Source organism: Prosthecobacter sp. GW821-HT29F12 (genome assembly GCF_058803405.1).
In genome coordinates this window covers 3344698-3368822 of record NZ_CM179517.1, presented here as the reverse complement: position 1 = coordinate 3368822, position 24125 = coordinate 3344698, and the positions used below count along the sequence as shown (strand labels likewise).

The window sequence follows — 24125 nt, the reverse complement described above, 5'->3', positions numbered from 1 at the left end:
CATTTTTGTCATTCATGAACTCTCACCTGACCGCCGATGAGCGCGGCATCATCCTGCCCTGTCCCGCCTGCGGCACTGCCAACCGCATCGCCTACGCCAAAGCCGCACAGCAGGGCCGCTGCGGCACCTGCAAGGCGGAACTGCCCCATGTGGCCGTCCCCGTCGAAATCACCAGTGCGTCCGACTTCGCCGCCCTCATCACGCAAACTACGCTGCCCGTCGTCGTTGATTTCTGGGCCCCCTGGTGCGGCCCCTGCCAGATGATGGCTCCGGAGTTTGCCAAAGCCGCCGCCAAGGCCGCAGGCGCGGCGATCCTCGTCAAAGTGAACACCGACGAGCGGCAGGACATCGCCGGCCAGTTCCGCGTTCAGGGCATTCCCGCCTTTGCGCTGATCAAAGACGGCAGGCTGGTCTCACAAACCACCGGCTTTCAACCGGCGGAGCGTCTGCTGGCGTGGATGCGGAGCCAGTGAAGTCTCACTTCCGCCGAAACTTCACGAAGTAGTTCTCCTTCAGCACGTCTTTCACCTCGTCGATCTTTTCAAAGCCGGCGGCGGTGATCTCGGCCTCGAAGACTTCCTGTCCGGCGCGCACGTGGCCCATGACGAAGTCGCTGCTTTCGCCGGGGATCCGTTTAAAGTCGATCAGCACCAGCACGCCGCCGGGCCGCAGCGCCTTGTGCAACGTGGCGAGGCTGGCCTGCGGGAACTCGAAGTGGTGATACACATCGCAGATGAACGCGAGATCGACGCTGGCCTCCGGGAGCTCGACGCTGCGCCCCGTGCACTGGATGGTCTGCACATTCGCCGCATGGGCCTTGTTGGCGCGGGCCTGGATGTGTTCGAGGAAGTTCTTCGCGATATCGACCGCATACACTTTGCCACTTTCCCCGACCGCCTGTGAAAACGGCAGCGTGAAGAGCCCCGTGCCCGCGCCGATGTCCGTCATGGCCATGCCAGGCTTCAAGCCGACTGCAGCGGCGATCTTCTCCCGCTGATGATAAATCTCGCGGCTCTCGGTTTCAAACTTCTGCGTCCACTCCCCGACCTTGAGCTTGGGATCGAGGAACTTGTCGTTGATGCCGGATTTGACACTTTGTTCCTGGGCAAAGGCGTGGGCAACAAATAGAAGGAGGAGTGGGAAGATGGGGCGCATGGGGGCAGATGGAGGGGGGATTGCGTGGTTGTGGTGTTAAATGGATCTATGCCGGAGAACGAACGCGCTTTCAACGCCCGGCCCCGTTTGCTTATCGGGATCGAATCTTCAGCTCCTGGGCTGCCGGCTTTGTCTGAAAGTGCGTGACCTTGCGTTCGAGGTCCTTTTGGAGGCGCGAGCAAACGAGGGTGCAGAGGTCGAAGACCATGCTGTCGGCGATGGCGTAGAAAACGTGCAGCCCGTCCTTGCGGCGGTGGAGGATGCCCGCATCGCAAAGCCGGCCGAGGTGCTTGGAGACATTGGCCTGCGTGGCTCCGCTGGCTTCCACGAGCTGCGTGACGTTGCGCTCACCCTCATAAAGGGCCTGGAGAAGACGCAGCCGCATCGGCTCGGCGAGCAGCTTGAACCTGGCGGCGATCAGTTCGAGCGCCTCGGGCGAGAGCGAGGCAGGGGATATTTTGGGGCGTGCCATGAGAATTGATAAATATAATGGAATAACTATGCGGTTATGTACTCATGTAAATCGTAACCCCAACGCTCCCGCTCTGCAATGGTGGAATCATCGTCCCTCCGTGGGCGACCTTCTCGCCGGGCGGCGGCCATTCAAACCCACCCTCCATCCTCATGAAATCTTCCCTGCTTCAAGCCTGCTGGCCTGTTCTCCTCGCCGTGGTCATCGGTGCCTCACTCGGGGCCACCCTCGGCTACTTCGGTCAATGCACCTCCGGCACCTGCCCGCTCACCTCCACATGGTGGCGGGGAGCGATCTACGGCGGCGTGCTTGGGCTGCTCTTCTCGTTCAGCTCGAACGCCCGCAACGCAGCCGCAGAAAAACAGGGCAGCCGTCCGGCACTCGCGCCGGCCGCCGAGTCCGCCCCGAAAGACTCCACACGCCCTCAATAAATTTCATTCATCACATTCCTATGAAACTCGACAAAGTCACCGTCCTCCTCCTCGCCGTCGGCACCGCATTCGCGGGCTGGGCTTTCTGCAATAGTACCTCGGGTGGTTGCGGCCTCTCCCGGCCACGAGACATCATCCCCATGAGCAGCCGAGCGGGTGGCGAATCCGCAGCTCCCGATTGGGCTCTGCCGGGGCTTGATGGCAAGACAGTCAAACTCTCCGACTTCAAAGGCAAAGTCGTCGTGCTCAACTTCTGGGCCACCTGGTGCCCACCATGCCGGAGAGAAATCCCCGACCTCGTTGCGCTGCATGACAAGTATGCCGATCAAGGTGTGGTGGTCATCGGCGTTTCGCTGGATGAAGGCGGGGCCGTCGGCGTGCAGTCCTTTGCCACGAAGTCGGGCATCCATTACCCGCTCGTCATGGGCGATCAGCAAACCGCCGAGGCGTATGGTGGCATCTCGTCGATCCCGACCACCTTCATCATCGGTCGGGATGGCAGGCTGGCGGGGAACATCAAGGGCGGCGCGAGCCTGGCCGGTTTTGAAGCTGCCATCAAGCCCGCGCTGTAAACGAGCACCCGCACACCCCTGCAAACTATCACCCTTCCTTCAGTCCCTTTCTCTTCATTCCATGAACCGTCGCACTTTTCTCACCACCACCACCACTGCGGCTGCTGCTGCCAGCCACTCTCTCGTACGCGCCACGCAAAATCCACCTCGGCCCGCAGGGCGCCGGGTGACGCTGCTGCACATGGCCGACGCGCACGCGCAGCTCGAAACGCACCCTGACTACCTGCCGGGCGAAATGCCGGAGATTCAGGACATGGGCGGCTTCGCGCGGCTCATGACCGCGATCAAGCGTGAACGCGCCAAGGTCGCAGGTCCAAGTTTCCTCGTGGACAGCGGCGACGCCGTGCAAGGTTCCGGGCCGGCCGCATGGTCGCAGGGCGAAGTCGTCATCGCGCCGCTGAACGCGCTCGGGCTTGATGCGTTTGTGCCGGGAAACTGGGAGGTCGTTTACGGGCCGGAGCGCTTCAAGGAGCTGATGGCAAAACTCACCGCGCCCGTCATCGCCTACAACTTCCATGACACCGCCACGGGCCAGCGCCTCTTCGCGCCTGCCGTCACGTTGGAAAAGGACGGCGTCCGCGTCACCTTCATCGGCATCGCCGATCCGACGACGACCGTGCGCCAGCCGCCCGCGCAGGTGCGCGGTCTTGATTCCACGCGGATGGACGGGCTGCGCGAGTTCGTAAAAGCGACGCGCGAGAAGGAGCGCGCGGATCTCGTCGTCATCATTTCGCACTCGGGCCTCACGGTTTCGCGGCAGCTTGCGCGCGAGATTCCTGAACTCGACGTCATCCTCTCCGGCCACACCCACGAACGCACCGTCGAACCCATCATCGAGGGCAAGGTGCTTATTGTGGAGCCGGGCGCGATGGCATCCTTTCTCGGGCGGCTCGACATCACACTGGGCGAGAAGGGAGGCATCGCCAGCCACGAGTTTCGGCTCATCCCGATTCGTGCTGCCGAGTTTCCTGAAGACGCCAAGGTCAAGGCCCTCGTCGATGCCTCCCTCGCGCCGCACCGCGCGCGGATGAACACCGTCGCAGGACAAACGAACCGGCTGCTCATGCGCTACGACGTGCTCGAAACGAACACCGACGATTTCATCGCCGACGCCGTGCGCGAGGTGACGGGCGCCGACATCGGCCTCACCAATGGCTTCCGCTTTGGCCCGCCGCTGCCGGCTGGCCCGATCACCACCGCTGACCTCTGGAACATGCTGCCGCTCGACACGCGCATGAAGACCGGCACCGTCACCGGCCGGCAACTGCGCGACTATCTCGAAAACGAGCTGGAACTCGTCTTTTCCAAAGACCCGTGGAAGCTCTCCGGCGGCTGGGGGCCGCGCGCCTCCGGCCTCGCCGTGGTCTTCACCGCCAAGAATCCGCCGGGCAAACGCGTCGTCTCGCTCAAAGTGAACGACCGCGAGGTTGACGATGCCGCGCACTTCACCATCGGCGGCTGCGAACGCGACGGCGAACCGCTCGCCATGATCTGCCGGCTGCGCGGCGCGAGCGAGCCGAAGATCGCGCCGCTGAGTGTTCACGAGGCGCTCGTGGAGTATTTGAAAAAGCATCCCGTCATCGCGACCGAGCGTGGTGGGCGGTCGGTCGCGACGGATCTCCCGAAAGTGGTTTTCAGCCAGGACGCCACGCTCACGGGAACGACCAACTGCGTCCCGCGTGCGCTGCGTAAAGTCTGAGGGTCTTGCGGCTCTCGGTCTCAAACTTCTGCGTCCACTTGCGGCCTTGAGTTTGGGATCGAGGATCTTGTCCTTGAGACCGGTCCTCACCCTTGCGTCTTGAGCAGTTCATTGGCGCGGCTTTTGCGGCAGCGTGGCCGGGGGCGGTGCGTGTGATTTAAAAATCAGGCGCAGCATCTTCACGTTGATCACGAAGAAGCGCAAAAGCTGGTAGGGCACAAACGTCCGCCAGAATCGCGTGAGCGGAGTGGGGACGGTGGCGTAGGCGACGGGACTGCTGATGTCGGTGGGTTTCATGGTGGGTGAGGCGGGAAGCGATCACTCGGGAATCAATGACCAGAAGGGGAGGCATTTGGCCTTGTAGATGAACATGTGGTGCAGAAGATGTTTGAGCCAGTGCCCGGCCAGGCCGATTTCCCCCGTGGTATAGGCGAGGTCGCGGCCAAACTCGTAGTGCTCGTAGTCGGGGATGAGCGGATACAGGGTGATCGTGGCGGCCGTGCCGCTGAGCAGTCCTTTGCCTGCGGAGGCGACGCACGCGGCCCCCATGGTGGCAAAAGGTGCGCGATGCAGGGGAGACTCGCCCCCATTGCGGATGCGGTCGGCGATGGAGAAGGCCACCGTGCGGCCCATGATGCCAGCGGTCATGCCCGTGCGTGGAACGGCGGGCGCGACGAGGGTGCCCTTGGGCGAGCGGAGAGGGCGGGAGACCGCATGCGGAGGCGCAAAGGCGATGCCAGCGGCGAAGACATTGGCATAGGTTGGGTTCTGGTAGGTGGCCGGCCAGTCGCGTGGGGACCACTCTTCAAACGGACGCTCCGTGTAGTCGGCATCGACGCGCATGAAGCCGTTCGGAGCAAAGAGCTGCGCCGCGATGTCGGTGCCCGCGCGATTGATGGCCGCCAGCCCGACGCCGCGAAAGGGCGGGAGGAGCATGGCAAAGTCGAACGCGATTTCGCGTTCCAATCCCTCGACGGTCTCATAGGCGAGCCTGCCGGGGCTGACTTGCTGGACATGCGCGCGGTTGATCCACTCGACCCCGCGCTCCACGAAGAGCGATTCTGCAAAGAGACGGCTGGGGGTCACGTAGCCGCCGCGCTTGAGGTGCAGCCCGCCCATGCCGAAGTCCCCGAGTTCGTTTTCGTTGGTCAGGAAAATGATCCGCGCACGTTCGCGCACCTTGTGGCGGCGCAGCTCATGCTCGACATTGAAGACATACTCAAAGGCGGCTCCCTCGCAGGTGCAGGTGCCGTGCCCCATGCCAATGACCAGCGTTTGGTTTTCACCGCGCTTCATGCGGTCAATGCTCTCGCGGAAGGCGCGGGCTGCCTCGACGGCATGATCGGCAGTGCAGACGGACCAGCTGTGGCCTCCATGCGGCCCGAGTCCGGGTGTCGCACCAAAGTTGAGTTTCGGACCGGTGGCATTGATCAGGTAGTCGTAGGTTTCACGGCCAGGGGGCGCCTCGGCCGCGGCTCCGGAAACGGTGTATTCGACATGTGGCCTGGGCAGTTCTTCAGTGCCTTCCGGCCGGATGACGGTCGCCCGCCCCTGCCTGAACTCTATGCCCTGTCGCGCATACACGGGCGCGAGTGGAAAGACCACTTCGCGCCGCTCCATCGAGCCCACGCCCACCCAGATGTTGGAGGGAATCCAGTTCCACTCCGGCTCAGGAGAGATGACGACAATCTCATGGCTGTGCCCGACTTTTTTGCGCAGCAAAGTTGCGGCGGTGTGGCCGGCGATGCCAGCTCCTAGAATGACTGTTTTAGCCATGACGTTGGACGGTTGGATGGTTTCAGTTGGAGACTTGGGGCGGCCCAGGCTGCATCTGGCCCGGCCTGTGATGTTCGGCAAAGCCGGTCACTTCAGCGCGGCATCGAGCTCACGCAGCGCCTGCATGATGCGCTCGTGATGCGCTTTGGTGGCCTCATGCACCTGTTTTTGCTTCGCATGGTCTGCTTTGGCGTGCTGGTGTGCCGAGGTGGGGGCGTTGCCTGCTTTCTCATGGTCGGCAATCTCGCGTTCGTGTGCGGCGATCTCCGCCTCATGCGCGCGGATGCTCGACTCGTGGCTCGCGAGTTCCTCCTGCGCCCGTTTCAAGATGGCGGCGGCTTCCTTGTGATCGGCAGACCACGCGGCGTGGTCGCTTTTCCATTGGGCATGATCCAGTTTGTCCTGGCCGTGTTCGATGGTGGTCGTGTTCATGGTGGAATTCAGGTTGCCCCGTGCTCCACCGTGAAGGGTGGATGCGCACCTTAAGATGCTGGCCGCAGCCTTGCCGTCGCGGTGCAATGCTGGGCCAATCTTGCGGTGCCAGCCACCTACGGCACTTCCTCAGGCGATGAGGTAAGGCAGGTTTCAAACATACCTTCTGCGCGACGTTGTTCGTGGCGGGAAGTCAGAGGAATGCGGGGATGTGCTTCAGGAAGCTTTGACGGGTTGAGATGGTGATCGCTCGTGGATCATGCCATCTTCTACATCCACGATGCGGTCAAAGACATCGAGCGTGCGGTGATCGTGAGTCACGACGAGGACGCCGGCGTTGCGCTCGTGGGCGACTTTGGCAAAGAGTTCCATCACCTGGCGTCCGCGCTGGCTGTCGAGCGCGGCAGTGGGTTCGTCGGCGAGGATGAGGCTGGGGTTGTTGGCCAGCGCACGGGCCACGGCGACACGCTGCTGCTCGCCACCGGAGAGGGCGACGGGCAGGTTGCCGGCTCGCTCGCCGACGCCGAGGTAGTCGAGCAGTTCCATCGCGCGTGCGCGAGCGGCCTTCGGGGCGGTGTCGTTGACTTCGAGGGCGACCTGCACGTTTTCCAATGCGGTGAGAAAGGGGATGAGGTTGGCCTTTTGAAACACGAACCCAAGATGCTGGCGGCGAAAGGCGCGCAGATCGACGAGCGCCTTCGGACCATCAAGCACGGCCGCGCCACCGATCATCACCTTTCCTGATGTGGGAGGATTGATCAGCGCCATGGCTGTGAGGATGGTGGACTTGCCGGAGCCGCTGGGGCCGAGCATGCCGACGATCTCTCCGCGTGCGATGGTCAGCGAGGCATCGCGGATGGCGACGACTTCGGTGTGGCCGCTGCCATACACTTTGCGCAGATGCTGGACTTCGACGGCGGGAGCGCTCATGCGGAGAGGACGGTGTTGGGCTCCACGCGCAGGGCTTTCCAGATGCCGAGCAGGCTGGCGAGCGTGGAGATGACGAGGACGATGAAGCCGAGTGAAATGAGGTCTGACGGCTCCACGACGACGAGACGCGGAAAGTGCGGGAACGTGAACTGCCCGATGCCCCACGCCAGCGCATAACCAAAAGCGCCCATGAGAAGCGACTGCTGCAGAATGAGGCCGCCGATGACGCCATTGCGGGCGCCAATGAGCTTCAGCAGGGCGATGTCGCGAATTTTGTCGAGCGTGAGCGTGTAGATGATCAGCGCGATGATGATGGTCGAAATGATGATCAGAAGAACTCGGAAAAGGCCGAGCTGGCGCTTCGCCTTGTCCACCATGCCGGAGAGCAGCAGGTCCTTTTGCTCCTGAGTGGAGAAAACCGAGATGTCCGGCCAGTTCGCGAGTGTGGCACGAACGGCTGCGGCATCCGCACCAGGCTGCAAGGTCACAAGCACGGCGCTGACCTGCGGCTTCGACAGCGCGGGAATGCTGCCGGAGGGACCGGCAGCGCGATCCAGCAGCAGAGGCTGCAGGCGGCCGACCTCAATGTTCTCCAATCGCGTACGTCGGGCGGCGCGTTCCAGCCGCACCGCTTCTCCCGGCACGTCAGATTGAATCGCCAGCGCATCGCTCACAGTGAAAAAAGTCAGTCCGTCGCCACTGGTGCCAACCATGCCGCGCGTGTGGCCAACGACTTCATAGACGTCCTTGCCGAGCGTGATTTTTTCACCCAAAGGCAGGCGCAGCGACAGATCGGCGATCATTTCATAATGCGCCTGCCGCAGCGCACGCCCTGCCACGAGCGGAATCCACCCGCCGCGATCCTCCGGCCACGCAAGGCCCTGAACCACCATGCGCAGCGGCCTGCCCTGATGCATGCGTTGAATCGTGTGCGACACGAAGCGGCGGGCTCTGGCCACGCCCGGCACCGCGTGCACGCGGTCCTCCAGGCTGGCTGAAATCCGCGAGATCTCCGCAAACGGCCCGCGTGTGCCGCCCTGCACGACCCACAGATCCGCGCCCACACGGTCCACCAGCAGGGTGGCTTCATGGATGAGACCACGATAGATGCCGCCCATGCCCATCACGATCATCAGCAGCAGTCCGATGCCCAGCGTGGTAAACACAAAGCGGCCCGAGTTGTGCCGGATGTCGCGGACGGCGAGGTTCATGGCATCTGAATGAACACCTCCGCGCGCTGGCCGATGGTCCAGTTTTTCGGCAGTTCGTCCACGCGCACATCGACGAGAAACTCGCGCGTCTCGCGGTCTGTCTCGCGGCCGATGCGGGAGACCACGCCAGGGTAGTTTTTGCCGCTTTCGGAACGGAAAACGATGCGCGCCTTCTGGCCGGGCGCGACTTTCGAAATGGCGGTTTCATCGACCCACGCACTCACCCAGATTTCTTCGAGCGAGATGAGTTCCATGAGTGAGCCTCCTGGCACGAGCATGTCGCCCGGTTCGCGAGTGCGCCGGATGATGAGCCCGTCGTAAGGTGCGCGAATTTCCGTGAAGGCCATCTGCTCCTTGCGGTACAGCAGCGTCTTTTCCGCCACCAGCACCTGGGCCTGCGCCTCGGCGATGGTCGCGTTTGAGCGGTCCAGATCAGCCTCCGCCACATGCAGCGCTTCCGCAGCCTTGTCCTCGTCCGTCTGGGAGACAGCGTTGGAGGTTCGCAGGCCGGTCATGCGCTTGTGCTCGAGCCGGGCCTGCACCAGCACCGCCTCCGAGCGTGCCAGATCCGCGCTCACTCGCGCCGCTGTCTGCCGCGCCGCCGCCAAAGTCGCCTCCGCGATGGCCACCTGCTGCTTGATCTCCGCGTCATCGAGCCGCGCGAGCAGCTGCCCGGCTTTCACCGCATCTCCCTGATCCACCAGCACCTCCGCCAGACGCTCTTGAATGCGTGAGCTCACCGTCGTCTTCACGCGCGCTTCCAGCGTGCCGGTGCCCATCACCTCATGCGTGATGCTGTCTTGACTCAGCTTGGGCTCCTCGACGGGCTTTGGAACCACCTTGAACTTGTAGAACGCCACTCCGACCACGGCGATGACTGCAAACCAGGGCAGGAGACGACGCAGGAAGGTGCTTTTCATAAAGTTCGTATCAGCGGGTTGCCGTGCTGAAGGTTCGCCATGAGCCGGCGAGGTTGCGCACTTTGAAGCCATGCTGCACGAGCAGGCGGCATGCGAAGTAGCTGCGCTGGCCGCTCTGGCAGGAGGCGATGATCTCCTTGTCCTTCGGCAGTTCGCCCAGGCGTCCGCGCAGCTCATCCAGCGGGATGTGCACGGAACCGGGGATGCAGCCCTTGGCGCGCTCGTCGGCCCTGCGAACGTCCAGCACGAGGGTCTTGTCAGGATCAAGCGTGGCAATCTCATGCCACTGCGCGAGCGCCACATCTCCGGCGAGCACGTTTTGCGCGGCCATGCCGGCGAGATTCACGGGATCTTTGGCGGAGCCAAACGGCGGCGCATAGGCGAGCTCCAGTTCGGCGAGATCATCCATGGTCATGCCGGCTTTGAGCGCGGTGGCCAGGACATCGAGGCGCTTGTCCACGCCATCGCGGCCCACAGCCTGAGCGCCGAGCAGCTTGCCCGTGCCTGCATCAAAGAGCACCTTCATCGCGATGGGTTCCGCGCCGGGATAATAGCCTGCATGAGACATCGGGTGCAGATGCAGCGCCTGGTAGTTTCTGCCAGCGGCACGCAGCGTCTTTTCGTTCGCGCCCGTGCAGCCTGCGGTGAGGCCAAAGAGCCGCAGCACGGCCGTGCCCTGCGTGCCGTGGTAGGCGGAGCTGCGGCCCATGATGTTGTCCGCAGCGATGCGGCCCTGGCGGTTTGCCGGGCCGGCCAGCGGGATCAGGCTCCACTCACCGGTGATGACATCGCGCACTTCGACTACATCGCCGACGGCATAGATCGCAGGATCGCTGGTCTGCATGCGCTCATTGACGCGGATGCCACCGCGACCGCCGATCTCCAGACCGGCGGCTTTGGCCAGGGCGCTTTCAGGTTTCACGCCCATGCCGAGCACGACAACATCCGCAGGCAGACGGCGGCCATCTTTGAGCACCACGATGGAGGCCCGGGCGGGCTCGGCATCGGTCGGTGCTTCAAAGGCGGCCACGGCGCTGCCGGTGCAAAGTTCGACGCCATGCTGCTTGAGCTCCAGATGCAGCCACGCGGCCATCTCGGGGTCGAGCGGTGCCATGACCTGCGGCAGTGCTTCGACGAGCGTCACGGAGACGCCGCCATGCCGGACGAGCTGCTCCGCCATTTCCAGACCGATGTAACCGCCGCCGACCACCACGGCCCGGGTGTACTCGGTCTCGCTGATCCAAGATTTGATCCGCACCACGTCAGGCACATTGCGCACCACGAAATGGCCCTCGCGCTGGATGCCGGGAATCGGCGGGGTCAGCGGTGCGGCACCCGTGGAAATGACAAGTGCGTCGTAGGGCAGGGCGTATTCGCGGCCATTCGTCAGCTCGCGGACGTTCACCACTTTGGCCTCGCGATCAATCGACACGACCTCGCTGTGCACACGCACGTCGAGGTTGAATCGCGAGTGCAGGCTCTTTGGAGTTTGCACCAGCAGATCCTCCTCATTTGGGATCTCACCGCCGACGAAGTAAGGCAGGCCGCAGTTGGCAAAGGAGACGTGGGGGCCGCGCTCCAGCACGGTGATTTCACAGGTTTCGGACAGGCGGCGTGCACGTGCGGCGGCACTGGCACCACCGGCGACACCTCCGATGATGACCAGACGTTGGGGTTTCATGAGGATTTGGATTGGGTTCTTTCAAAACGTGCGACGAGCGCAAAGACAACGGCCGCCAGCACCACCAGTCCCGCATACCACACCCATTCCGGCAGCGTGGTGAGTTCAGGCAGGCGCTTTTTGCCCAGATCCGCCACCGGCAGGATGTTCGCGGCGATCCAGTCGTAGCACAGCGCATAGGCGGCCGCACCGACGAGCATTCCCAGAAAGCCCACGAGCGCATCCAGCTTGCCGGTGGCGATGGCGGCGATGCCGGTGCCTGGGCAGTAGCCGTAGATCACCATGCCGATGCCAAAGAGCAGCGCGCCAAGGATGACCGCGAGCATATGGGCGGGCTTGATGTGCCAGTTGGACAGCTCCTGCCCGTGCAGGATGAACAGGCCCACGCCACCGACGACGATGGCGGTGAACATGACCTTGAGCACGGTGAAGTCACGAAACAGAAACTGCTTCACGATGACATTGAAGTCCGTGACGCCGCCGCGGTGCAGCAGCACGCCAAAGATGAAACCAAAGAGCAGCCCGGCCCAGAGCAGATTGGAGCCGGTGATGAAGGCGTGAAATGTTTGCATGAGATCAGGATTTGGAGGTGCTGCGGAAGAGAAGGAAGGCGGTGACGATGCCGCTGATGAACATGGCGATGAAAAAGGTCCAGCTGCTCACGGCCAGCTGCAGCGAACCACTGATGCCGTGACCGCTGGTGCAGCCATCCGCCAGCCGTGCGCCGAAAATGATGACCACGCCGCCGATGAAAGCTGCGAGCAGGCGTTTGCCGACGGACGGACCAAAACGCTCGCGCCAGATGGCGGGCACGCTTTCCAGCTTGAAGCTTCCGCTCACCAGCGCACTGGCGAGGGCGCCGAAAAAGGTGCCGAGCACGAACAGGCTGCCGTAGTCCCAGGCTGGCACCGCTTTTTTGGCCCAGTAAGTGTTGGCCGCCACGCCATCCGCGCCCAGCACAGGCAATGCACACGCACCTGAGGCCTGCGCGATGCCGGTGGAGATGCCGATGGGCTTGTCTGCCAGCGTAAAGGTGAGGATGCTGAGCACGCTGATCAGCGCGCCAACGAGGTAAGGATTCCAGCGGTGAGTTTTCATGGTTGGTGGTGGAAAGGGGGCTACTCGAACTTGATGTAGGCGAAGCCTTGCAGCTGCAGATCGATCAGACGCGGGAAGGCGCCGACGACGAGTTTGACGCCGGGCATCAGTTCGGTGGGCTTCACGCCTTTCTGCTGCATCGTGTTTTCACACAGCTCCACCTGCACGCCGCGCTTGATGAGTTCCGCAAGGATCTCGCCGTTCGGGTTGGCCGCATCCACGCCGAGGCGTTTGCGGGCCGCATCATTCACCACGGCGGCGATGCCGGTGCCGTGATAGACGAGATGCAGATGCACCTGGTCGGCGGCAATGCCCTGCTTCTCATACGTGTTGATGAGTTTGCGGGCGTAAAACAGTCCTTTGTTCACGCCATCGTGGGCCGCGTCATTGGTCACCTGATAGACGATGCGCAGGTTCTCGCGCACCTGGATCGGAATGACTTCAGGTTCGGCGGCAGAGGTGGAGACGGTGAGTGCGAGGAGGGTGTAGAGCAGGTATTTCATGGTTGGGATTCGGGCTGCCACGACATGTAGCCGCGGTGGATGTGCTGGATGTTGCGAAAGCCGAGCTGTTTCAGGACGATCACCGCCTTGCGGCTGCGATAGCCACCCGCGCAATACACCAGCACAGGCTTGTCCTTGTTGAGCGCGGCCACCTTGGTCTCGAAGGCTGCGTCGCCGATGGAGATGTTCACCGCGCCGGGCAGCGCGCCGCCTTCAAATTCGCCGGAGGAGCGCACGTCCAGCACCTGCGTCTCGGGGTGGTCGCGCAGCCACGCATTGGCCTGGCCGGCATTGAGGTTGGCACACACGGAGCCGGGGGCCGCTTTGAAGAGACGGCGGTCCCAGTCTCCTTCATACCAGTACCAGCCGAGGATGACGGCGATGAGAATAGCAAAGGTCCAGATCATATTTCGAAGGGGCATGGGGGGATGAAACAGGCGGCTCAGGCACCGCCGAGTTTTTTCACCTGTTGAGAGAGACGTTTGAGGAGGTTGTTGCAGACGTTGTCGCACAGTTCGGTGATGCTCGGATCGGCGATGAAGCAGATTGCGGTCAGGCCTTCACGGCGACGGCCGACCATCCCCGCATCCACGAGCGACTGCACATGGCGCGAGACATTCGCTTGAGTGAGGCCGGTGGCGGCGACGAGTTCGGTGATGTTCTTTTCGCCCTCTTCCAGTGCGCGCAGAATTTTCAGGCGGCTGGGTTCGGAGAGCGTGCGGAACCAGGAGGCGATCAAAGTGAGGGCCTCCTCGGAGACCGGTGGCAGGGATTTTTTGGTGCGTGAGGCCATGGGGGATGGAATGTTTACACGTTGAATCTATATGAATGTTTACGCATATAGTTGCGTAACTGGAACAGCATGAGAGTGGTTCCGTCCACCAAAACCTTGGCCTTTGGCGTGCTTTGAAGTGTGGTGAAAAGGTGCATGGTCAGTTGATAAACTGGCTGCGGACGGCCGGAGAGATGTCCAGCGAAACGATCCGGCCGGGCTGGCCCATGATGACGGGGGAGTGCTCCTTCAAATAGCGGCGCACCGCCTGGTGCGCATCCACATCGAGCACCTGGACATCCATCACATCGCGCATGCGGCAGACGGTGCTTTCCACATCGCCTTCGCGTTCACAGGAGGTGAGGGTGTAGAGCCGGTCCGCCTGCACCGGCTGGCCGTTGATCCGCATGTCGCTGATACGCCGGCCTTCAGGCCTGCCGGCATGGAAGCTGAAAGTGAGTCCGGATGTTCGTGGCACCCAGCCGCCGAAAAGGCGCTTCGTATTCTTGGAGAAGACATTCTCAAGCTCACGCTCGAAGAACTGCTGCAGCTGCGCGCCGCTGACCCTGCCGGTCTTCAGCCGTGAGTTGATCGGATAGTAGTTCCACAGGTCGTTTTCAGTGATGTTCCCCACAGGAATGGGGTAGGCGAAACGGAAGCCGTTGGAGAGCGCGATCTCGGTGCCGCCTGCCGCGCGCAGCGCATCGGCAAGCACGGCGTCCGCAGGCGTCTCCACCGGCGCGTAGCGGAACAGCGGTGACCGGGTGCTGCCAATGACGCGGTTCAGATTGTCGCGATACGGCGCGAGGGATTTTTCCACCAGTTCCTTCACAGCGGCATCCTCCTCATAGTGGCTGGCGCGGAGTTCGATGAGATTCCAGTCCCGCCGTGTGATCCTGCCATCCTGAACGAAGATTTCCAGCTTTCCCAGATGAGAGCCGAAGGCCCCTGCTTCCACCACCCAGGTGCTGCCTCGGATCACCGCCTCTTCCGTGCGTTCATGGGTGTCGGCGGAAAGAATGACATCGACACCTTTCAGGGTTTCCGCCAAAGCAATGGCTTTGGGCAGGCCAATGTGGGTCATCAGTACCACGAGATCGGCCTGACCCTCTTTTTTTGCCTCGTCCACCAGCGGCTGAAGTATGTCTGTCTCTTCATAGTGAATGCCTTTGCTGAAGGACGGGGGCTGACGCATCGGGACATCCGGATCGGTGAAACCGATGAGGGCGACTTTCAGTCCGGCAGCGTTGTGAATGACGTAAGGCTTGAACAGGCGCTGCTGCGTGTCCTCATCACGCATGTTGGCGACGACCGCCGGAGCCGTGAGCTTCTTGCTGATGTTCAGCAGCACCTTTTTGCCAAAGATCACCTCCCAGTTTCCAGGCAGCCAGTAGTCGAGTTTCAGCGCATTGATGGGATCCACCATGGTGACGCCCTCACTCATCGCGACATGTCCGGAGCCCTGGATGGTGTCGCCAAGGTCAAGCGTGATGGTGCCCTCGGGATTGGCGGCGCGGATCTCGCGCATGAGTTTCGCGATACGCGCCACTCCTCCGGCGGTGACGATTTCATCCTTGCCGCCAGCCCAGTACATTTCCGGGTGTTCTTCCAGCTGGCCGTGGATGTCGGCGAAAAACGCGAGGGTGATTTTCTTTTCGGCGGATGGCGTCCCGGCGCGTGAAAAAGAAGCGGATGCCAGTGCCGCGAGAGTCGCGCCGCACATTTTTCGGCGCGTCAGTGTGGAGGAGGGAGTCGTGTGTTGTTGCATGCAGAGGGGGGATTTATCGAAATGAAATGCGTGACGGTCTCATCAATCACGAACCGCCGAGCCCCTTCACCTGATGGGTGAGGCGCTTCAGGAGGTTGTTGCAGACGTTGTCACACAGCTTGGTGATGCCGGGGTCGGCGATGAAGCAAATCACTGTCAACCCCTCGCGGCGGCGTCCCACGATGCCGGCATCGACGAGAGTCTGGGCGTGGCGGGAGACGTTTGCCTGGGAGAGGCCGCTGGCCTCGACGATTTCAGAGATGCTTTTCTCGCCCTTCTCCAGCGTGCGCAGGATTTTCAGGCGGCTGGGCTCGGAGAGCGTGCGGAACCATGAGGCGACCATGCCGAGCGCCTCATCGGAGACGGTGTGGTGTTTTTTCTGGCTGCGGGCGGACATGGCGGAAAAATTGTTTGCGCTGTGTGTTTATATGCGTATAGACTCATATAGTCAAACAAAGAAACACCATGAAAACAAATTCAACCTTCGGGGTCCTGTTCATCTGCACTCTGTTCAGCACGCTCGCGGCGCTGCCCTCCTGCGCCCAGCAGGGCGGTGGGCGCGGGATGCCGCCTGAGGCACGCGAGCAGATCCACACCCTTTTTGACAATCACGCCAGCATCCGCCGCGAGGTGAAGTTCACCGTCGACGGCTACACCGCCGTCACGGAAAGCGATGATCCGAAGGTGGCCGCCGCTTTGAAAAAGCATGTCGGGCAGATGCAGGCTCGGCTCGGGGAAGGGTTGAGCGTGCGCCGCTGGGATCCGGCCTTTGCCGAATACTGCGACCACTATACGGATATGGACCACGAATTCACGCCTACGGCCAAGGGCGTGCGCATGACAGTCAAAGGACGCACAGCAAACGCCGTCAAAATTGCTCAGAATCATGCCAGGGTCGTTTCTGCCTTTGCCGCACATGGGTGGAGCGAGCACGACAAAAAGCATGACGCCGTCACCCGCTAAATTTGCCCCCACCCAAAACTCAACCACACACACTCTCACCATGAAACTCGAAAACGCCATCCGCGCCCTCGCCGGCACCATGATCCTCGTCAGCCTGGCCCTCAGCCACTTTGTGAATCCGAACTGGCTCTGGCTCACCGCCTTCGTTGGCGCGAATCTGCTGCAGTCCGCCTTCACCGGCTTCTGCCCTGCTGAAACGATTCTTAAGAAACTCGGCGTGGGCGGTTCCTGCTGCGGAAAACACTAAATAAGAGGAGCGTTGCACAGCCTGCTTCTGTTAGCCTGAACAAGAATCCAGCCCCGCTTTTTATGACCGTCATGAAACGATTTCTCTCCTTCAGCGTACTGCTCGCCCTTGCCGCCTGTGGCAGGCATGAGGCCGCCCCTCCCGCCACGACAACCCTGCCCAGCGTCACGGTGAAAGTGCAGGTGGCCCGGCTGCAGCCGCATGTGGCGGCCGAAGAAGTCGTCGGCACGGTGCGCTCCAAATTGCGCGCTCAGGTGGAGGCCAAGATCAGCGGGCGTGTGCTGGAATACACCGCCACGCCCGGCGCGGCGGTGAAGGCGGGGGACTTGCTCGCTCTCCTGGAAAACCAGGAAATTCAGGCCAAGGTGGATCAGGCCAAGGCGTTGCTCGATCAGGCTCAGCGTGACTTTGCGCGGCAGAAGGAACTCGTCGCCAGCAATGCCACCACGCGGCAGGACTTCGATGCGGCTGATGCGCGTGTCAAAGTGGCTACTGCGGGTGTGAATGAAGCCGAAACGATGATGGGCTACGCTCGCGTGACTGCGCCATTTGATGGCGTGGTGACACGCAAGCTCGCCGACGTGGGTGATCTGGCAATGCCAGGCAGACACCTGCTCGAAATGGAAGCGCCGACCACGCTGCGCTTTGAAGCTGATCTGCCCGAAGCCATTCTGGACCGCATCACCATGGGGGCGAAGATGCAGGTGAAGATCGCTTCCGTGGCGAAGCCGCTCGATGCCACGGTGAGTGAGATCGCACCGGTGGCCGATCCCGTGAGCCGCACGTTTCAGGTGAAGCTGGATCTGCCGGCGGCGGAGGGGCTGCGCACCGGCCAGTTTGGCCGTGTGGCCGTGCCGATGGCGGAAATGCAGCTGCTGATGGTTCCCAGGGCCAGCGTGATCAAGCGCGGACAGATGGAGCTGATTTTCGTTGTCAAAGATGGTCATGCCAACCTGCGCCTGGTGAAAACGGGCAAGGCGATCAATGGCAGCATCGAAGTGCTGTCCGGCCTCGAAGAAGGCGAGCAGGTCGTGATCAGTGATGTCAGCAAACTCGCCGATGGCCAACCCGTGACGATCCAGCCATGAGCGAACCTTCCCATCATTCTGAGAATCTGGGCGTCGCCGGCCGCATCGCCGCGATGTTCATTGATTCCAAACTGACCCCGCTGGTCATCATCGCCTCCGTCATTCTCGGCGCTGCGGCCATCGCGCTGCTGCCACGTGAAGAGGAGCCACAGATCAAGGTGCCGATGGTCGATGTCATGGTGTCCATGCCCGGCTCATCCGCGAAGGAGATCGAAGAACGTTCCACGCGGCCGATGGAAAAGCTGCTGTGGGAGGTGGCGGGTGTGGAATACATCTACAGCACCTCCCGCGACAGCGAGAGCTTGGTCATTGTGCGCTTTAAAGTGGGCGAGGACCCCGAACGCAGTCTCGTGAAGATCACCGAGAAACTGCGCTCAAACTTTGACCGCATCCCGATGGGAGTCACTGCACCGCTGATCAAACCGAAAAGCATTGATGATGTTCCAATCCTCGCGCTCACCTTCCACAGCGCACGTTACGACCACCTCACGCTGCGCCGGCTGGCGGCCCAGGTGGATGAATCCGTCAAACAGGTGCCGCTGGTGGCGGAAACAAATCTGCTGGGCGGAGCGCGCCGTGCGGTGCGTGTGATGCTTGATCCCGTGAAGCTGGCCTCGCGCAATCTCAGTCCTGCGGGCCTGGTGCCCATGCTGCAGCAGGCCAACCGGCAGTTTCGCGCAGGCGGCCTGACCACCGGCAACAACGAGGTGCTCGTGGAAACCGGGGCCTTCCTGAAAACCGCGCATGATGTGGGCGATGTGGTCGTGGGCGTGTTCGGCGGCAGGCCGGTGTATCTGCGCGAAGTGGCCGAGATCCATGATGGCGGCGAGGAGGCCGTGCAGTACGTACTTCATGGCACCAAGACGGACGAAGAACCTGCCGTCACGCTCAGCATCGCCAAACGCCCCGGGGCAAATGCCATCTCCGTGGCTGACGAAGTGATTCGCAAGGTGGACCTGCTCAAGGGCTCGATCATTCCCGCCGATGTCACCGTGAGCGTCACGCGCAACTACGGCGAGACCGCATCGGAGAAGTCGAACGAACTGCTGCTGCACATGGGCATCGCTGTTTTCAGCGTGGCCATCCTGATCTGGCTGACACTCGGCTGGCGGGAGAGCGGCATCGTTGCCGTGGCCATCCCGGCCACGCTGGCGCTGACGCTGCTCGTTTTTTACCTCTACGGCTTCACTCTGAATCGCATCACCCTCTTTGCGCTGATCTTCAGCATCGGCATCCTGGTGGATGACGCGATCGTCGTCGTGGAAAACATCGTGCGTCATTTCCACCTGCCGCAGAACAAGGGACGGGACTGGTCAAAGATCGCCGTCGAGGCCGTGGGTGAAGTGGGCAATCCCACCATCCTCGCGACTTTTGCCGTGATCGCCGCCGTGCTGCCGATGGCTTTTGTCGGCGGTCTCATGGGGCCCTACATGCGGCCGATCCCGATCGGTGCCAGCGCAGCGATGTTTTGGTCGCTGCTCATCGCATTCATCGTCACGCCCTGGGCCTCCATCCGCATTCTGCGCTGGGGCGGCAAATATTCGAAACTGACGGAAGGCGTCGCGGTGGATGACGGCCACAAGCATCTCGCGTCTGAGCACGCGGAAGATTTCTTCACCAAGCTGTACCGCCGCATGATGGGCCCGCTGATTCATCACACCGGCTGGCGCTGGATGTTCCTCGTCGGCATCACCGTGCTGCTGCTCGGTGCCATGGCGACGGTCGGCCTCGGCTGGGTGAAGGTGAAGATGCTGCCCTTTGACAACAAGAGCGAGTTTCAGGTCATCCTGAACATGCCGGAAGGTACTTCGCTGGAGCAGACGACCGCCGTGGCGCGGGAGATGGCGGCGGCGATCCGCACGGAGCCGGAAGTCACCGACTACCAGATCTATGCCGGCGTTGCCTCGCCCTACAATTTCAACGGTCTGGTGCGCCACTACTTCATGCGCCGTGGCGCCAACGTGGCGGACATTCAGGTGAACCTCGTCGGCAAGCATGAACGCAAGGCGCAGAGCCATGACATCGCCAAACGTGTGCGTCCCGCCGTCGCCGCCATCGCGGCACGCTATGGCGCACGGGTCGCCATCGCGGAAGTGCCGCCAGGACCGCCGGTGCTGCAAACGCTCGTCGCTGAGATTTATGGGCCGAATGAAGCGGACCGTCTGAAACTCGCCGAAGCGGTGAAGAACATTTTCAAGTCCACGCCCGGCGTGGTCGATGTCGATTGGTACATCGAAGCCGACCAGCAGAAGGCGCGCTTCGTCATCGACAAGGAAAAGGCCGCACTCCACGGCATCAGTGCCGCCACGATTTCACAGACGCTCAAAATCGCCGTGGATGGCGAGACAGTCGATCTGCTGCACCAGCCAGAGGAGAAGGAGGACGTGAACATCCGCCTGGAACTGCCGCGCTCCGCCAAGACCACACCGGAGGAGTTGCTCGCGCTGCGCGTGCGCTCTGGCGACGCGAATGCGCTGCCTGAGCCGGGAGCATCTGGCTCGCCGCTGGTGCCGCTGCGCGAACTGGTGAAGGTCGAGCACGTCACGGTGGAGAAGAGCCTCTATCACAAGAACCTGATGCCTGTGACCTATGTCATAGGCGATGTGGCCGGCGTGGTCGAAAGCCCCGTGTACGCCATTTTTAAGATGAACGAGGCGCTCAAGAAAATCGACACACGCGAGTTCGGCGGCAGCGGCGCGGAGTTACAGATCCTCAATGCGGCCATGCCCTTCAGCGATGCTGAACCCGCGCTGAAATGGGATGGCGAGTGGCACATCACCATCGAAGTCTTCCGTGATCTCGGTGCCGCGTTTGGTGCGTGTCTGATCCTCATCTACGTGCTCATGGTCGGCTGGTTCCGCAGTTTCATCACGCCTGCCATCGTGATGATCGCCATTCCGTTCTCGCTGGTCGGCATTCTGCCTGCACATGGTTTGATGGACGCGTTTTTCACTGCCACCAGCATGATCGGCTTCATGGCAGGAGGTGGTATCGTGGTGCGAAACTCCATCATCCTGGTCGATTTCATCGAGCTGCGCATTCAGGAGGGCATGCCGCTGAGCGAGGCCGTGATCGACGCCGGAGCCGTGCGCTTCCGCCCCATGCTGCTGACGGCCATGGCCGTCGTTGTCGGTGCGGCGGTGATTCTTGCCGATCCCATCTTCCAGGGCCTCGCCATCGCGCTCATGGCCGGGGAGATCGCCAGCCTCTTCATCAGCCGCATGGCCGTGCCGGTGCTCTACTTCATGGCCAACAAGCATTCTCATCCTGAACCCAAAGCTTAAAACATTATGAAACCCAACATTGGAACCGTGGACCGCGCGCTGCGCATCATCATTGGCCTCGGCCTCATCGCCTACGGCATCGTCAATCACACCTGGCTGGGAGCCCTCGGTGCCGTGCCGCTGCTCACCGCATTCATCCGCTTCTGCCCTCTTTATGCACCCTTCGGCATCAGCACCTGCGGCAAAGGCGGCAATGGCAAAGGTGGTCGCTGCTGCGGAGGTGGCAAGTGCTGCTGAGCCCCCATTCATATTTCCATGGCACGCTTTCTCATTCCCATCGCCATCGGTGCCGCCATTGGCTCGGCATTGGGTTACTTTGGCCAGTGCAGTTCTGGCACATGCCCGCTTACCTCGACGTGGTGGCGCGGAGCCATCTACGGCAGTGTGATGGGTCTGCTGATGGCGCTTGGCTCGGGGCGCTAACCGGACAGGCCACGCCGCAGTGTCGTTACGACACGAAAAAGCGGCATCCTGTTGCCAGGATGCCGCCGTGAATTTTCTTGGAGCCTTTGGTTGGAAGGTCAGAGGGGACGCTTAGTAGCGACCGCCACCGCCGCCGCCACCACCGTAGCCGCCACGGCCACCGCCGCCGCCGCCACTCTTGCCGCCGCCACCACCACCGTAGCCGCCACGGCCACCGCCGCCGCCACCACCACCGTAGCCGCCGCCGCCTGCTGGACGATCTTCCTTCGGACGAGCTTCATTGATGGTCAGGTTGCGACCGCCGTAATCTTTTTCATTGAGGCCACGGATGGCTTCATTCATGGCGGTTTGGGAGTCCATGGTCACGAAAGCAAAGCCACGAGGACGACCGGAGTCGCGGTCCATCGGAAGGTGGATGTCGGTAACGGTGCCGTAGTCGGTGAAGAGAGCGCGGACGTCGTCTTCTGTGGCGGTGAAGGGCAGGTTGCCCACGTACATTTTAGTATTCATATCGATTTTCTTGAGTTCAGCCAGCCTCAATGAGGGCCTAGTAAGCTCCGTAATCGGATTTAAGAACACCAAAGGAAACGACCTGATGAACGACTTAGCTTAGCCTTTATCAGGTTAACTTGCGAGGTGACACTCGTCCCCATTGGGGGAATAGCAAACGTTAGTTTGGATTTCGGCGAATGAGGCCGGAATGACCAACTTTGCAGCGCTCAGCAGCGCCGGGCAGCGAATGACGAATGGGCTTCCATTCGTCATTCCGCCCCAGACGATCAGTGCATTTCCACATCGCATTGGCCCAAGCCGCCGCGGTAGTAGTTGAACTGCACATTCGGATGTTCAGCGAGCAGCGACATCGGCACGGAGGCATCTGCGAGACGCTTGGAGATCAGAAGTGCGGTGAGCCGCTGACCCAGAGGATTGTCATGCTGGCCGGCATGCCAGACGCTGACTTTTTCAGCCATCCAGGTTTCCTTGGGACCCACCGTGATGGCCTTCTGCGGCACCAGGGTGAGATTGCCACCACCCGATGTCCGGGCATTCTGCATGAGGGTCACCGGATGCAGATCCACGAGACGTGTGGTCAGTTTGCGAAACTCTGCTGGCGGCGGCGGCTCGTTCTTGAATTTGCCGGTGCGCTTGGGTGGATCATTGAAGGCCCAGTTTTTGATGTCGCCCTGACCGCACTGCATCACCGCGCAGCGCACACCACTCTGCCAGCTCTTGATGTAGGCCGCCGTGTCCGCTTTCGGGAAATGCAGCTGTGTGTCCGGCATGCAGAGCTTTTTCTGCATGCGGTCAAAGCAGAGGTCGCGGTTTGCTTTTTCAAACGACAGCGGATGCTCCAGAGTCACTTCCTTCTTCGTGTGCTCGTCATACCACTCGTCCATGCCCCAGAAGTGGCCGTCTTTGATCGAGATGCCGAGATCATTGATCAAACGTGCCACGAGCGGGAGCTGCTCCGTGGGGCCCACGGGGCCGCAGATGCCAGCCGGATTGTCCGGGGTGGCCTGCTTCCAGGCGTGGATGTATTCCAGCGCCTCAGCCAGGTAAAAATCCTCCAAGGTGTCAAACATCACCACTTTGAATCCGGGGCGGGAGAGTTGGCGCAGATCTCGTTCCGTGAGCCGGGCGGCATCATTGATGAGATCATCTTCTAACGTGGTGTAGTCCCACCACTCCGGTGCGATATGGCTGATTTTACGCGGCATGGTATGGTTTGGTTGTTACGGGATATTCAGGGAGAACGCCCGTTTTGCCAAGCTCTCATCATGGGAGGGTAAAAAAATCTCGGGGTGCCGGGGGGTAAGACGATGAGGTTTAGGATGTCCGACCACATCTTGACGGGCGCAGCCTTGACCATGCCGACGCACCGCACTACCTGCCTGCATGGACGAAATGCTCAACCACCCCGATGCCCTGACCCGCCTGCGTTACGTCGTGCACCGCCTGCGCGCTCCCGGCGGCTGCCCCTGGGACATGGAGCAGACCCACACCTCCCTCATCCCCCATGTCATCGAAGAAGCCTACGAGGTGGCCGATGCCATCCGCAGCGGCGATCCGGCCCAGATTTGCGATGAACTCGGCGACATCCTGCTCCAGCCCGTGCTGCATGCGGAGATCGCCAGCGAGACAGGCGCCTTCGATCTCGACACCATGGCGCACGGCCTGACCGAAAAGCTCATCCGCCGCCATCCGCACGTTTTTGGCGACACCAGCGCCGCCACCTCCGATGCCGTGCTGAAGCAGTGGGATGCCATCAAGCGCACCGAAAAAGGCACCGAGCACGAAGGCCTGCTGCATGGCACCGGCAATGGCCTGCCAGCCCTCATGCGCGCGCAGAAACTGCAAAAGAAAGCCGCACGCGTCGGCTTCGACTGGCCGGATGCCACGCCGGTCTTCGCCAAGATCCGCGAAGAAGCCGCTGAACTCGAAGAAGCCATCGCCTCAGGTGACAGAGCTCACATGGAAGAAGAACTCGGCGACCTGCTCTTCAGCGTCGTCAATCTCGCCCGCAAACTCGGCATCGAATCCGAGCCCGCCCTGGCCGCTGCGAATGAAAAATTCACCCGCCGCTTTCACGCCATGGAAACGCATCTGCGCGGGCAGGGACATGAACTCGGCAAGCTCTCGCTGGAGCAGATGGATGCCGCGTGGGATGAGGTGAAGCGCGGTTGACATGCGCATTTAAAA

29 protein-coding genes are annotated in these 24125 nt (G+C 61.8%); 11 read left to right on the top strand and 18 right to left on the bottom strand.

What is annotated here, in order from left to right; translation table 11 throughout:
• Positions 1-14 precede the first annotated feature (14 nt).
• The gene (trxA, locus tag AC3RLQ_RS13935) at positions 15-473 is read left to right on the top strand and encodes a thioredoxin (protein ID WP_493038020.1); all 459 of its coding nucleotides are present in this window, start codon (positions 15-17) and stop codon (positions 471-473) included.
• 4 nt (positions 474-477) lie between these two features.
• Here trxA and AC3RLQ_RS13930 read toward each other — a convergent pair whose 3' ends face one another.
• Both AC3RLQ_RS13930 and AC3RLQ_RS13925 read right to left on the bottom strand, forming a co-directional pair.
• Positions 478-1155 (bottom strand): class I SAM-dependent methyltransferase, encoded by a 678-nt coding sequence (locus AC3RLQ_RS13930; protein WP_493038019.1) that lies wholly within the window; start codon positions 1153-1155, stop codon positions 478-480.
• Between the two features lie 91 nt (positions 1156-1246).
• Positions 1247-1627, bottom strand: coding sequence for an ArsR/SmtB family transcription factor (locus tag AC3RLQ_RS13925; protein ID WP_493038017.1), 381 nt, complete (start codon positions 1625-1627; stop codon positions 1247-1249).
• A gap of 152 nt (positions 1628-1779) precedes the next feature.
• Between AC3RLQ_RS13925 and AC3RLQ_RS13920 the strand changes: the two genes are divergently transcribed.
• The 3 genes from AC3RLQ_RS13920 to AC3RLQ_RS13910 all read left to right on the top strand — a co-directional run bounded on the left by AC3RLQ_RS13920 (position 1780) and on the right by AC3RLQ_RS13910 (position 4329).
• Positions 1780-2058, top strand: coding sequence for a DUF6132 family protein (locus AC3RLQ_RS13920; RefSeq protein ID WP_493038016.1), 279 nt, complete (start codon positions 1780-1782; stop codon positions 2056-2058).
• A 20-nt stretch (positions 2059-2078) separates the two neighbouring features.
• The gene (locus AC3RLQ_RS13915) at positions 2079-2630 is read left to right on the top strand and encodes a peroxiredoxin family protein (protein WP_493038015.1); all 552 of its coding nucleotides are present in this window, start codon (positions 2079-2081) and stop codon (positions 2628-2630) included.
• 61 nt (positions 2631-2691) lie between these two features.
• On the top strand, positions 2692-4329 hold the full coding sequence (locus tag AC3RLQ_RS13910; RefSeq protein WP_493038014.1) for a bifunctional metallophosphatase/5'-nucleotidase: 1638 nt from the start codon (positions 2692-2694) through the stop codon (positions 4327-4329).
• Between the two features lie 108 nt (positions 4330-4437).
• Here the strand turns inward: AC3RLQ_RS13910 and AC3RLQ_RS13905 are convergent, their stop codons facing one another.
• From AC3RLQ_RS13905 to AC3RLQ_RS13840, 14 genes are all read right to left on the bottom strand, one after another.
• Positions 4438-4626, bottom strand: a complete 189-nt coding sequence (locus tag AC3RLQ_RS13905) for a hypothetical protein (RefSeq protein ID WP_493038013.1) — start codon at positions 4624-4626, stop codon at positions 4438-4440.
• 21 nt (positions 4627-4647) lie between these two features.
• Complete coding sequence (locus tag AC3RLQ_RS13900; protein ID WP_493038012.1) at positions 4648-6105, bottom strand: NAD(P)/FAD-dependent oxidoreductase; 1458 nt, start codon at positions 6103-6105, stop codon at positions 4648-4650.
• An 87-nt stretch (positions 6106-6192) separates the two neighbouring features.
• Complete coding sequence (locus tag AC3RLQ_RS13895) at positions 6193-6537, bottom strand: hypothetical protein (RefSeq protein WP_493038010.1); 345 nt, start codon at positions 6535-6537, stop codon at positions 6193-6195.
• 216 nt (positions 6538-6753) lie between these two features.
• On the bottom strand, positions 6754-7467 hold the full coding sequence (locus tag AC3RLQ_RS13890; RefSeq protein WP_493038008.1) for an ABC transporter ATP-binding protein: 714 nt from the start codon (positions 7465-7467) through the stop codon (positions 6754-6756).
• Complete coding sequence (locus AC3RLQ_RS13885; RefSeq protein WP_493038006.1) at positions 7464-8678, bottom strand: ABC transporter permease; 1215 nt, start codon at positions 8676-8678, stop codon at positions 7464-7466. The genes AC3RLQ_RS13890 and AC3RLQ_RS13885 overlap by 4 nt, the downstream gene beginning before the upstream one ends.
• Positions 8675-9598, bottom strand: a complete 924-nt coding sequence (locus tag AC3RLQ_RS13880) for an efflux RND transporter periplasmic adaptor subunit (RefSeq protein WP_493038005.1) — start codon at positions 9596-9598, stop codon at positions 8675-8677. Before AC3RLQ_RS13880 ends, AC3RLQ_RS13885 begins: the two co-directional genes overlap by 4 nt.
• A gap of 10 nt (positions 9599-9608) precedes the next feature.
• Entirely contained in the window at positions 9609-11279 is a 1671-nt protein-coding gene (locus AC3RLQ_RS13875; RefSeq protein WP_493038003.1) for an FAD-dependent oxidoreductase, read from the bottom strand.
• Positions 11276-11851: a DUF6691 family protein gene (locus AC3RLQ_RS13870; protein ID WP_493038001.1), complete on the bottom strand. Its 576-nt coding sequence runs from the start codon at positions 11849-11851 to the stop codon at positions 11276-11278. The genes AC3RLQ_RS13875 and AC3RLQ_RS13870 overlap by 4 nt, the downstream gene beginning before the upstream one ends.
• Before the next feature lie 4 nt (positions 11852-11855).
• Positions 11856-12377 (bottom strand): YeeE/YedE thiosulfate transporter family protein, encoded by a 522-nt coding sequence (locus AC3RLQ_RS13865; RefSeq protein ID WP_493038000.1) that lies wholly within the window; start codon positions 12375-12377, stop codon positions 11856-11858.
• A 20-nt stretch (positions 12378-12397) separates the two neighbouring features.
• Positions 12398-12880: a DsrE family protein gene (locus AC3RLQ_RS13860; protein WP_493037999.1), complete on the bottom strand. Its 483-nt coding sequence runs from the start codon at positions 12878-12880 to the stop codon at positions 12398-12400.
• Positions 12877-13302 (bottom strand): rhodanese-like domain-containing protein, encoded by a 426-nt coding sequence (locus AC3RLQ_RS13855; RefSeq protein ID WP_493037998.1) that lies wholly within the window; start codon positions 13300-13302, stop codon positions 12877-12879. Before AC3RLQ_RS13855 ends, AC3RLQ_RS13860 begins: the two co-directional genes overlap by 4 nt.
• 20 nt (positions 13303-13322) lie before the next feature.
• Complete coding sequence (locus AC3RLQ_RS13850) at positions 13323-13673, bottom strand: ArsR/SmtB family transcription factor (RefSeq protein WP_493037997.1); 351 nt, start codon at positions 13671-13673, stop codon at positions 13323-13325.
• A gap of 139 nt (positions 13674-13812) precedes the next feature.
• A complete protein-coding gene (locus AC3RLQ_RS13845) occupies positions 13813-15420 on the bottom strand; it encodes a bifunctional metallophosphatase/5'-nucleotidase (protein WP_493037996.1) in 1608 nt (535 codons plus the stop codon).
• Between the two features lie 46 nt (positions 15421-15466).
• Entirely contained in the window at positions 15467-15817 is a 351-nt protein-coding gene (locus AC3RLQ_RS13840; RefSeq protein WP_493037994.1) for an ArsR/SmtB family transcription factor, read from the bottom strand.
• Between the two features lie 68 nt (positions 15818-15885).
• Between AC3RLQ_RS13840 and AC3RLQ_RS13835 the strand changes: the two genes are divergently transcribed.
• The 6 genes from AC3RLQ_RS13835 (at position 15886) to AC3RLQ_RS13810 (ending at position 21425) form a co-directional block, all read left to right on the top strand.
• Positions 15886-16383 carry a hypothetical protein gene (locus tag AC3RLQ_RS13835; RefSeq protein ID WP_493037992.1) on the top strand — a complete coding sequence of 166 codons (498 nt, stop codon included), beginning with the start codon at positions 15886-15888 and terminating at the stop codon, positions 16381-16383.
• Positions 16384-16423: 40 nt separating this feature from the next.
• Positions 16424-16630: a YgaP family membrane protein gene (locus AC3RLQ_RS13830; RefSeq protein ID WP_422322976.1), complete on the top strand. Its 207-nt coding sequence runs from the start codon at positions 16424-16426 to the stop codon at positions 16628-16630.
• Between the two features lie 71 nt (positions 16631-16701).
• Positions 16702-17718, top strand: coding sequence for an efflux RND transporter periplasmic adaptor subunit (locus AC3RLQ_RS13825; protein ID WP_493037990.1), 1017 nt, complete (start codon positions 16702-16704; stop codon positions 17716-17718).
• A complete protein-coding gene (locus tag AC3RLQ_RS13820; RefSeq protein ID WP_493037988.1) occupies positions 17715-21002 on the top strand; it encodes an efflux RND transporter permease subunit in 3288 nt (1095 codons plus the stop codon). The genes AC3RLQ_RS13825 and AC3RLQ_RS13820 overlap by 4 nt, the downstream gene beginning before the upstream one ends.
• A gap of 6 nt (positions 21003-21008) precedes the next feature.
• On the top strand, positions 21009-21239 hold the full coding sequence (locus AC3RLQ_RS13815; RefSeq protein WP_493037986.1) for a YgaP family membrane protein: 231 nt from the start codon (positions 21009-21011) through the stop codon (positions 21237-21239).
• A gap of 18 nt (positions 21240-21257) precedes the next feature.
• A complete protein-coding gene (locus tag AC3RLQ_RS13810) occupies positions 21258-21425 on the top strand; it encodes a DUF6132 family protein (protein WP_493037984.1) in 168 nt (55 codons plus the stop codon).
• A gap of 111 nt (positions 21426-21536) precedes the next feature.
• Here AC3RLQ_RS13810 and AC3RLQ_RS13805 read toward each other — a convergent pair whose 3' ends face one another.
• Both AC3RLQ_RS13805 and AC3RLQ_RS13800 read right to left on the bottom strand, forming a co-directional pair.
• Positions 21537-21935, bottom strand: coding sequence for an RNA recognition motif domain-containing protein (locus AC3RLQ_RS13805; protein WP_493037982.1), 399 nt, complete (start codon positions 21933-21935; stop codon positions 21537-21539).
• Between the two features lie 269 nt (positions 21936-22204).
• A complete protein-coding gene (locus AC3RLQ_RS13800) occupies positions 22205-23143 on the bottom strand; it encodes a sugar phosphate isomerase family (protein WP_422320533.1) in 939 nt (312 codons plus the stop codon).
• Between the two features lie 178 nt (positions 23144-23321).
• Between AC3RLQ_RS13800 and mazG the strand changes: the two genes are divergently transcribed.
• On the top strand, positions 23322-24110 hold the full coding sequence (gene mazG / locus AC3RLQ_RS13795; protein WP_493037980.1) for a nucleoside triphosphate pyrophosphohydrolase: 789 nt from the start codon (positions 23322-23324) through the stop codon (positions 24108-24110).
• Positions 24111-24125 lie beyond the last annotated feature (15 nt).